The following is a 10045-nucleotide window of genomic DNA, read 5'->3' as shown; positions in this document are numbered from 1 at the left end:
AGCAGACGACACGCCGTCTTCGGTCCGGCGACCGCGACCGGTGCGCGACCAGTTGAGCAGATCTGGCGGATCAATGTCGAAGAGATTGGAATCCCGCGTGATGCGGGCCGCGCCCTGGGCGGTCGCTGAGGCGGTGTCCAACGCATTGTCGGGCGTGGCCTCGATCTTCGTGGCGGGCTGGTTCCTGGCGCCGGCGGATATCGGCCGCGCCGGCATCGCCATCGGGCTCGTCATGCTGCTCGGCCTGGCGACCGGCCTGGGCATCCAGGAATCCCTGATCCGCCACCGCTCGGTCCACGCCAGCGTCACCGACACCGCCTTCACCGGCCTGATGGTGCTGGGGGTCGCCGGCGTCGCCCTGTGCTGGCTGATCGCCGCGCCGGTCGGCTGGCTGTTCGACGACCCGACGCTGTTCCTGCTGCTCGGCGTCACCGGCCTGCTGCTGCTGCTCAACGCGGCGATGGCGGTGCCGACCGCGCTCCTCACCCGCAAGATGCGGGCAAATGTGCTGACCCGCCGGATGATGCTGTCGCGGATCTCGCAGGTCGTCGTCATCGGCGTCCTCGGCTGGCTCGGCGCCGGGGCCTGGGCCATGGTCGGCGGCGTGCTGATCTCCAACGCGCTGTCCGCCGGCGTGCTGTGGCGGGCCATGCCACGGGTGCCGCGGCTGCGCTTCGACTGGGGCGAGTTCCGGTCGCTGGCGTCGTTCGGCGGCTCGATGAGCATCGAGCAGCTGCTGTGGCAGGGCACCACCCGCATCTTCGCGCTGCAGGTCGGCTATTTTCACGGCGCCGTGGCCCTGGGCTACTTCCAGTTCGCCCAGCGGCTGGTGGAGGAGGTCGGCAACCTGATCCAGGGCAATATCGTCCGCTTCGGCTTGTCGTTCTTCGCCGATCTCGACCGCAACGACCGCGACGCGAACCGGGCCTTCCTGACGGCGACGAGCCTGCTGACGGTCGCCGGCGGCGTCGTGTTCATCGGATTGGCCCTGGTGGCGGATGACCTGATCCCGCTGGTCTTCGGCCGGCAATGGCTGCCCGCGGCCCCGCTGATCCAGATCTTCGCCGCGACCTGGTTCTTCCTGCTGTCGCGGGCCCTGGCCGGGCCGCTGCTGCGGGCCAAGGGGCATCAGAACGTCATCGTCCCCTATGCCCTGGTTGCCTGCGTGATCACCCTGGCCAGCGGCTTCATCACCGCCGAGCAGACGCTGTTCGTCGTGGGTCTCGGATGGAGCGCCCGCAACCTGGTCTCGCTGCCTTGGAGCTACCTCATGGTCAGCCGCTATGCCCGGATCCCGGTCCGCGCCCAGCTCCGGTCCATCGTCCGCCCGCTCGCGCCGATGGTGGCGATGACCGCCGCGGTCCTTCTGACCCGGTATCTGCTCGCCGATGCGCCGGCCGTGCTTCGGCTGGTGACGGCGGTTCTGGCCGGTGTGGTCACAGCGGCGATCACCGTGCCGCTGTTCAACTGGCGGATGATCACGGGGCTGCGCGAGACGGTCGGCCGGATGCGGGTGGGCGGCACCGGGGCGTGACGCGCAGCCATGCGCCATGGCATTGCCATCTTTGCCGGCTCTATACTATAACCCCCGTCGAGCTCCGGACGCGGACTGCTGTATATCTTTCCGTTTGATCAATAGGGCGAGTCTCTCAAGCTCGGAAGGCGCGATTCAAGATGCACGGCATGGATTATCTGAGGAGCCGCCTTTCTGTCATCGATCAATATATAAAGCCCGGCAGTCGAATTCTATATATCGACTATCCGCTGCACTTCAATGTCGGTGACCTGTTGATCCTCAAGGGGACGGAAGCGTTCTTTGCGGATCGGCGGTACGACGTGACCCGGCGTTACTCGTATTTCGGCTTCCCGTGGCACGAGCGCAACTTCCCAGAGGTGCCGAAGGATGTCACGATCGTGCTGCATGGCGGCGGCAATTTCGGCGACATCTACTATCCGCACCAACTTCTGCGGGAAAAGATCATCAACCATTATCGCGATCACCGGATCGTGATCTTTCCGCAGACCATGCATTTCAGCGAGCCGGCCCGGATGCGCCAGGCCGCCGAAGTCATGTCGCGGCACAAGGACCTGCACTTCCTGGCGCGGGACCAGCGGACCTACGACATCTTCCGGCGCGAATTCTCGAACAACGTCGAGCTGTGCCCGGACATGGCACATTTCCTGTGGGGGAAGCTGCCGAGGAAGGCGCCCGGCGCCACCGGCGGCGGCACGCTCTGGATGATGCGCCGGGACGAGGAGACGGTCGCCCTCCCCGAGATGTTCCGGGGCCAGGTCGACCAGCCGCTCGACTGGCCGGACTTCTGCAGCCGCCGGGATCGGGTGGTCAACCTGCTGACCCGCCGGACCGACCAAGTCAACGGGGTGACCGGCCGCAAACTACTTCCGATCGACCGCTTCTGGTACGGCTACACCGACCGCATGGTGGCGAACACGATCGACCGGATCCTGACCTATGACCGGATCGTGACGTCGCGCATGCACGGCCACATCCTGGCCTGCCTCCTGGGCATGAAGACGGTCCTGCTCGACAATTCCTACGGCAAGAACTCGACCTATTTCGAGGCGTGGACCAGCCGCGTCGACGATTGCGAGCTGTTTGCGGCCTAGAGGCGGGGAAACGATGCAGGTCTCAACGCCCAAGCTGTCGGTCATCATCCCGACCTACAACGTCGAAGACTACGTCCAGGAGGCGGTCGATTCGGTGCTCCGGCAGACCGCCCCGGTGCATGAGATCATCATCGTCGACGACGGCTCGACGGACGGGAGCGGGCGGCTCGTCGACCGGCTGTACGGCGATGTCCCGAACGTCAGGATCCTGCACACCAAGAATTGCGGCCTGGGCGAGGCCCGCAACAACGGGGTCGCGGTCGCCACTGGCGATTTCATCTACTATCTCGATTCGGATGACGTGCTGAACCCGGATTTCGTCCGGTATTTCTACGATGTGCACAGCCGGCACCCGGAGATCGACCTGTTCTGCTTCTCCACATTCTCCTTCACCGGCCCGGCGCAGAATGCGGAGAATTCGGTCGCGGTCCGCTACAACCTTGGCCTCGAAGGCCTGTTCCCGAGCGGCGAGGACGCCTTCAATGCCCTGTACCGGCGACGCAACTTCTATGCGATGGCCTGGCTGTATATCCATCGCCGCTCGGTCTCCCGCGACAACGGCATCAAGTTCCTGCCGATCCTGCATGAGGATGTCGAATACACGCCGCGGCTGTTCATGAAGGCGGGACCGACTTATCTCAGCAGCCGCGACTTCTACCTCTGGCGCATCCGGCAGAACTCGATTTCCTTCAGCAAGCTGACCGAACGCCATGTCATCGGCTATGTCCGCTCGATGGAGGCGATGCAGGGCCTCATCGACAGCGCCGGATTGAAGCCCGAGACGCGCCGGAACCTGCGCCGCTTCAAGACACGCCTCCTGGGGATCACGATGGGCATGATGCGCTCGGGCGACTTTCCGCTCGACCATCCCGAGCTGCGCTCGATTCCGGAGATGGCCCGGCGCCACGCCTGGGCCAATCCCAAGCTCTTCCTGGTCACCCACTGCTTCCCGGCGTTCCGGGCGGCGAAGGCGGCCAAGCGGATGCTGCGTCAGGCCCTGCGCAGCGCCTGAGGCCTATGCGTCCGCCGCCGCCCGCAGGGCGCGCCTGACGCCGTCGGCGCAGCGGTCCCAGGTGAAACCCCGGGCCCGTTCCAGCCCTGCCGCCCGCCGGGCCTCGACGGCCGCCGTCGGACCGCGCAGCACCTCGACCAGCCCATCGGCGATGGCGCCGGCATCATGAGGGTCGACCAGCAAGGCGGCCGGCCCGACGATCTCGGCCATCACGGTGTCGCGGCTGGTCACCACGGGCGCCCCTGCCGCGAGCGCTTCGAGCGGCGGCAGGCCGAACCCTTCGTACACGGACGGATACAGGAAGGCCGATGCGCCGGCATAGAGGCCGGGCAGCAGGGCGTCGTCGACATAACCCAACAGCCGGACATTCGGGATCTCGGCCCCCAGCGCGGCGTCCTTGAAGATGCGCTGGTTGCTCAGGCCGCCGCCGATCGCCAGCACCGCATCGGGACCCAGCTTCGGCTGCGCCAGCCGCCAGGCCTCGATCGCCCGCTCCAGATTCTTGCGCGGCTCCAGGGTGCCGATGATCAGCACATAAGGCCGGCCGGCGAGATCGTAGCGGGCCAGGGCCTCCCCGGGCGCGGCATCGAAGAAGCGCGGATCGACGCCGGGATAGGCGACGTCGATCCGGTCGAGCGGCCGGCCGGACAGCTCGGCGATGCGGCCGGCCGAGAACTGCGACACCGTCAGCACTCGCGCCGCCCGCCGGGCGACCGAAATGACGATCATCTTGTACCAGGCGGCGAAGCGCGGCGTGAACCATTCCGGATGGTCGACCGGCGACATGTCGTGGATCGTCACCACTTGGCGCCGCCGGGCCACCGGTCCGGTATTGGCGGGGCTCCACAGCACCGCGTCGCGGCGATGGAGAGCCAGCGGGCCTTGCTCCCAGAGATGGCCAAGGATCCCTTTCGATGGGGTTCGCGGTGCGATCGTGTTGTGCGGGCCGATCCGGGTCCGGATCTCGTTCAGGTAGCGCTGGGCCCCGGTCACGCTGTTGTGCAGGATGCGGGTGTTGACCAGCACGCCGCGGTCGCCCGCGGCGCCTTTCTCGATCGCAGTCGTCAAGCCCGCCCTCCGTCGTCGTCCCGCTCCAGCGGGACAGCCCCTGTACCTCAGGCCCGCGGCGGAGCCCAGGGAAAACACGCCCTGCGGCCCCGCGATTCGGGACGGTGATCTATATATCGGACTCCGGGGCGGAATTGCGGCGGTTCAGTGGCCCATGCTCTCCGACACGATCTCGACCACGATCTTGCCGGTCCCGTTGACGCGGAATTCGGGGCTCTTGCCCGCCAGCCAGCGCATCTCGATCTTGCCGCCGTCGGCGGCGTTCTGGTCCTGCAGCACCGACATCTGATCCGCCTTTTCCTCGCCCGTGGCCCTGGTGAGGCGGGCATGCAGCGCCGGGCCCTGGCCGGCCCGGCTGACGATGTAGACCTGGCCGCTGCCCTGGGTCATCGGCTGGTCGAACACCGGCTGCCATTCGCCGCCGGCGACCGTCCGCGTCTCGTCGAACATGCGGAACCGCGTGTCCGGGGTCGTGGCGTTCGAGACGTCGAGGCCGTTCGGCTCGAGCAGCACCCGCTGGGTCGACGGGTTGCCGATATAGAGCCGGTCGGCAACGTTCAGTCCCCCCGTCCGGCAGTTCTGAAAACTCGCCTTCATCGCGCCGGAGCTGGGGTCGGTGATCACGAGCTCGGGCACGAAGGTGACGCTCCGGAAATGGGCCCGGGACACGAACTGGCCGCTGTGATTGGCCACGTCGTCGTCCAGGACCCGACCCTTCGCGCCCTTGCCGTCGGTGATGAACTCGTCTCCGGTCGAATCGATCCCGGCGAAGTACCGCCCGCCGAAGATCGCCACGTCCTTCTCCTTGCCGGCGGCGATCCAGATGCTGCCGCGGGAGGTGATGGCGTTGATGTGGCCCTTGCTGGCCGGATCCATCCAGACCACCCGGCCCGACTTGGGGTTGCTGTAGAGATAGCAGGCGTTGAAGGACAGCAGGTTGACCGAACCGCCGAGCACCTCGATGCCGAAGCCGCCGCAGGCGCTGAAGCGTGCATTCTGGCAGTCGATCACCAGCTTGGCGCCATACCAGATGCAGCGATCGAAGCTGACCGGCCCCCCGGGGCAGACGGCGCTGATGGCGGTGGCGTCGGACTCGGCCGGCTCCGGCATCCGCACGACGCAGCCGACGAAGCTGCTGTCCTCGTTGTGCAGCGCCTGCCAGCCCATCGGGCCGGCATAGTTCTCGACCCAGATGTTCTCGTATCGGTTCAGCTGGGCCTTGCCGAGGCCCTTCGGCCAGCCGGTGTCGATGCCGCCGCACTGGCCGTTGCCGTCGACCACGAAGGCGCGCAGCAACAGCCCGGCGGTGGCCTGGGCGTTGAGCACGAAGCCCTGCGTGCCCGGCTTGGCCTTCAGCTTGGAGCTGCGCCCGTCGCCCTCGATGCCGGGGCCGTGCATCGACTGCACGCCGTTGGTCTGGTTGGAGCCGAAGCGCAGATTGCCGACCAAATAGGTGCCGCTCGACAGATAGATGGCCCGGTTGGTGTTGAACGCCCGCTGGATCGCGTCGGTGTCGTCCGTGGCGCCGTCGCCCAGGGCGCCGAACCAGCGGACATCCACGGCGCCCTTGGCCAGGCGGATCCAGCGGCCAGCCGATGCCGAGCCGCGGAACACCAGCCCGCCATCCTCCACGGCGTCCGATTGGGCGTCCCAGGCGAACTGGCCGCCGCCGCCGTCGCCCGGCCGGTGATAACCGAGCACCAGGGCGGCCCCGGCACCCTCCAGCGCCGCCAGGTCGGCCACGGTCTCAATGCAGGTCAGAGCAACGGTCGCCACAGCAGCCTCCGTCCGGATCGTCTCGTCCCTTAACCCCGGCAGGCCGCGATTGTGCCACGTCGTCGCCATGCCGCGACCGAATGCCCGAGCCAGAGTCGCAACGGCACGGGCGGCCGGTCGTTGGGGGGCGAATCAGCTATCGTCGACAACGGCAGGCGTCCGCACTAGGTTGCAGCGCCTTCGGCATCGCGTCGTCTGGGTGGGGGGTATCTTGGTTCAGGTGGTTGGTACCGAAATTGAAGACGTCAAGCTCATCAAGCTGCGCGTGTTCGGTGATGAGCGTGGCCGCTTCTTCGAGACCTGGAACTTGCAGAAGTTCACCGAAGCCGGGCTGCCGATGAACTTCGTCCAGGACAACCAGGCCAGCAGCGCCGCGGTCGGCACGATGCGCGGCCTGCACTACCAGATCGCGCCGCACGCCCAGGGCAAGCTGATCGGCGTGCTCCGCGGCTCGATCTACGACGTCGCGGTCGACATCCGCCGCGGCTCGCCGACCTTCGGCCGCTCGATCGGGGTCACGCTGACCGCGTCCGAGCCCTCGCGGATCTGGATTCCGGTCGGCTTCGCCCATGGCTACGTCACGCTCGAGCCCGACACCGAGGTGGTCTACAAGGTCACCGCCGGCTACGCCCCCCAGGCCGAGGGCGGCCTCCGCTGGGACGATCCGGCGCTCGGCATCGACTGGCCGATCGCGCCGGCCGAGATGATCGTCAACGACCGCGACCGCAACTGGCCGCGCCTCGCCGATGCCCCCGCCCATTTCCACCACGGTGCAGCATGACCATCTTCGTCACCGGCGGCGCCGGCTTCATCGGCTCGGCCCTGGTCCGCCAGCTCGTCGCCGACGGCGAGACCGTCGTCACCATCGACAAGCTGACCTATGCCGGCAACCTCGACAACCTGGCCGGGCTGGACGCGACCGGCCGGCACCGCTTCGCCCAGGCCGACATCTGCGACGTCGACGCCATGCGGGCGCTGTTCGCCGAACACCGTCCGGACATCGTCTACCACCTGGCGGCCGAGAGCCATGTCGACCGGTCGATCGACGATCCGCTGGCCTTCGTCCGCACCAATGTCATGGGCACCGGCAGCCTGCTGGCCGCGGCGCTGGAATACTGGCGCGGCCTGCCCAAGGGCAACGGCTTCCGTTTCCTGCACGTCTCGACCGACGAGGTCTATGGCGAGCTCGACGCCACCGGCCTGTTCTCCGAGACCAGCCCGTACCAGCCGAACTCGCCCTATTCCTCCAGCAAGGCCGGCTCCGACCATCTGGCCCGGGCCTGGCACCGCACCTACGGCCTGCCGGTGATGGTGTCGAACTGCTCGAACAATTACGGCCCCTACCAGTATCCGGAGAAGCTGATCCCGGTCGTCACACTCAACGCGCTCGAGGGCAAGACGCTGCCGATCTACGGCAAGGGCGAGAATGTCCGCGACTGGATCCATGTCGACGATCACGCCGCCGGGCTGCGGGCGATCGTCGCCAGGGGCCGCCCGGGCGAGACCTATCTGATCGGCAGCCGGTCGGAGCGGACCAACATCGACCTGGTGCGCCAGATCTGCCGCATCCTCGACGAGTTGCAGCCGGCGGCGAAGCCTTACGAGAGCCTGATCACCTACGTCACCGACCGGCCCGGCCACGACGCCCGCTACGCCATCGACCCGACCAAGGCCGAGACCGAGCTGGGCTGGCGGCCGAAGCACAGCCTGGAGCAGGGGCTGCGCGAGACCGTCGCCTGGTACATCGCCAACCGGGAATGGTGCGCGCGGGCCGGCGAGCGCAGCCGCATCGGCCTCGGGAGCGCGGCATGACGCTGGTCGTCCTCGGCGCCGGCGGCCAGGTCGGGCGCGAGCTGGCTGAGCTGGCCGCGGCGCGGGGCCTCGCCGTGCGGGCGCTGGCGCGGTCGGGGGTCGACATCACCGATGCCGCCGCGGTCGCCGCGGCGGTGCGAGGCGCCGACTTCGTCGCCAACTGCGCCGCCTACACCGCGGTCGACAAGGCCGAGACCGAGCGCGACCAGGCCTTCGCCGTCAACGCGACCGGGCCTGGCGTAATCGCCCGGGCCTGCGCCGAGGCGGGGGCTACGCTGCTGCACATCTCGACCGACTACGTGTTCCGCGGCGACGGCGACCGGCCGTGGCGCGAGGACGACCCGATCGCGCCGCTGTCGGTCTACGGCGAGAGCAAGGCGACGGGAGAGGCGGCGGTGCGCGCGGCGCTGCCACGCCACGTCATCCTGCGCACCGCCTGGGTGTTCGCGGCCCACGGCCACAATTTCGTGCGCACCATGCTGCGGCTCGGCGCCGAGCGGCCGGAGCTGCGCGTCGTCGCCGACCAGCGCGGCGGCCCGACCGCGGCCGCCGACATCGCCGCGGCGATCCTGGCGATCCGCGAGCGCGCCCTGGCGCCGGGCTTCGACGGCTGGGGCACCTTCCACTTCGCCGGCGCCCCGGCCACGACCTGGCATGATTTCGCCGCCGCGATCTTTGCCGAACGGGGCGGTGCCGCCCCGGTGCTGCACGCGATCGCGACCTCGGACTACCCGACCCCGGCGCGGCGCCCGTCGAACTCGGTGCTGGATTGCGGCAAGATCGGCCGGGTGTTCGGGCTGGCGCAGCCCGATTGGCGGCGTGCACTGTCTGCCGTGGTGCGGGCGCAGTAGCACCGCAGTCAAAGACAGGTGGGGGGACGAGTGGCTGACGTTCTGGCGATCGGGCGCACGAGCTTTCTCGCCCGCAGCTTCGTCGAGGCCCATGGCGCCGACGGACTCCGCCACGCCGCCTGGGCCGATGTGGCGCGGCCCGAGACCTTCGACGGCATCGGCTGCGTCGTCAGCTTCGCCATCGACCCGCGCTACCAGCGCGAAGCCTATGATCCGGCGATCGACTGCGACCGTACCGTGGCCGAGGCGATCGGCCGGGCGCAGGGCGACGGCTGCATGCCGGCGGATGCGCATGTGGTGATGGTCAGCACCCGCAGGGTCTACGGCCCGGCCGGGGACGAGCCGCTGGTCGAGACCCGCGCGCCGGCGCCGCAGGACGCCTATGGCCGCAACAAGCTGGTGACCGAACAGCTGCTGCAGGACCGGTTCGGCCCCAACCTCACCATCCTGCGCCTGTCCAACATCTTCGGCTTCGAGGACCTGCCCGGCCGCCGCACCTTCCTCGGCCTGCTGCTGCGGTCGCTGCGCGAGGAGGGGGTGATCCGCTACGACGTCAGCCCCTTCACGCTGAAGGATTTCCTGCCGGTCGAGGCGTTCGCCGCGGCGCTGGTCAAGGTGGTGCGGGCGCGCCCCGGCGGGCTGTTCAACCTCGGCTCCGGTGTGGCGCTCGAGGTCGGCTGGCTGGCGATGTGGATCCTCGAGGGCTATGGCCGCGGCAGCCTCAGCGTCATCGATCCGTCCATTCGCGATGCCTTCGCCATGGATGTGGACCGTTTCGTCGGGCGCTTCGGCCCGCTCGCCGATCGAGACGATATCCGCGCGGCCTGCCTGGCCATCGGCAGGCGTCTGGCCGGCTGAAGCGAAAGCGGGGCGCGGCCGGGGGGGGGGGGGGGGGGGG

General features: G+C 68.5%; 9 protein-coding genes. 7 read left to right on the top strand and 2 right to left on the bottom strand.

What is annotated here, in order from left to right:
- Positions 1–133: 133 nt before the first annotated feature.
- The 3 genes from AAHM41_RS36410 (at position 134) to AAHM41_RS36400 (ending at position 3640) form a co-directional block, all read left to right on the top strand.
- A complete protein-coding gene (locus AAHM41_RS36410) occupies positions 134–1534 on the top strand; it encodes an oligosaccharide flippase family protein (protein ID WP_342241530.1) in 1401 nt (466 codons plus the stop codon).
- A 140-nt stretch (positions 1535–1674) separates the two neighbouring features.
- Positions 1675–2628: a polysaccharide pyruvyl transferase family protein gene (locus AAHM41_RS36405; RefSeq protein WP_342241529.1), complete on the top strand. Its 954-nt coding sequence runs from the start codon at positions 1675–1677 to the stop codon at positions 2626–2628.
- A 13-nt stretch (positions 2629–2641) separates the two neighbouring features.
- Complete coding sequence (locus tag AAHM41_RS36400; RefSeq protein ID WP_342241528.1) at positions 2642–3640, top strand: glycosyltransferase family 2 protein; 999 nt, start codon at positions 2642–2644, stop codon at positions 3638–3640.
- A 3-nt stretch (positions 3641–3643) separates the two neighbouring features.
- Here AAHM41_RS36400 and AAHM41_RS36395 read toward each other — a convergent pair whose 3' ends face one another.
- Together AAHM41_RS36395 and AAHM41_RS36390 are read right to left on the bottom strand one after the other, a co-directional pair.
- Entirely contained in the window at positions 3644–4708 is a 1065-nt protein-coding gene (locus tag AAHM41_RS36395) for a glycosyltransferase family 4 protein (RefSeq protein ID WP_342241527.1), read from the bottom strand.
- Between the two features lie 144 nt (positions 4709–4852).
- Positions 4853–6484 carry a glycosyl hydrolase family 28-related protein gene (locus tag AAHM41_RS36390; protein WP_342241526.1) on the bottom strand — a complete coding sequence of 544 codons (1632 nt, stop codon included), beginning with the start codon at positions 6482–6484 and terminating at the stop codon, positions 4853–4855.
- A gap of 220 nt (positions 6485–6704) precedes the next feature.
- Here AAHM41_RS36390 and rfbC point away from each other — a divergent pair, with 220 nt between their 5' ends.
- From rfbC to AAHM41_RS36370, 4 genes are read left to right on the top strand one after another with little or no spacing between them, the layout of a single operon-like run.
- Positions 6705–7265 (top strand): dTDP-4-dehydrorhamnose 3,5-epimerase, encoded by a 561-nt coding sequence (gene rfbC, locus AAHM41_RS36385; RefSeq protein ID WP_342241531.1) that lies wholly within the window; start codon positions 6705–6707, stop codon positions 7263–7265.
- Positions 7262–8296 (top strand): dTDP-glucose 4,6-dehydratase, encoded by a 1035-nt coding sequence (rfbB, locus tag AAHM41_RS36380; protein ID WP_342241525.1) that lies wholly within the window; start codon positions 7262–7264, stop codon positions 8294–8296. The genes rfbC and rfbB overlap by 4 nt, the downstream gene beginning before the upstream one ends.
- The gene (gene rfbD / locus AAHM41_RS36375) at positions 8293–9147 is read left to right on the top strand and encodes a dTDP-4-dehydrorhamnose reductase (protein WP_342241524.1); all 855 of its coding nucleotides are present in this window, start codon (positions 8293–8295) and stop codon (positions 9145–9147) included. The genes rfbB and rfbD overlap by 4 nt, the downstream gene beginning before the upstream one ends.
- A gap of 30 nt (positions 9148–9177) precedes the next feature.
- The gene (locus AAHM41_RS36370; protein WP_342241523.1) at positions 9178–10005 is read left to right on the top strand and encodes an NAD-dependent epimerase/dehydratase family protein; all 828 of its coding nucleotides are present in this window, start codon (positions 9178–9180) and stop codon (positions 10003–10005) included.
- Positions 10006–10045: the final 40 nt, after the last annotated feature.

The sequence above is a fragment of the Inquilinus sp. OTU3971 genome, from assembly GCF_038440215.1.
The sequence above is the reverse complement of the archived record's forward strand: the minus strand, read 5'-3'. Positions and strand labels throughout refer to the sequence as shown.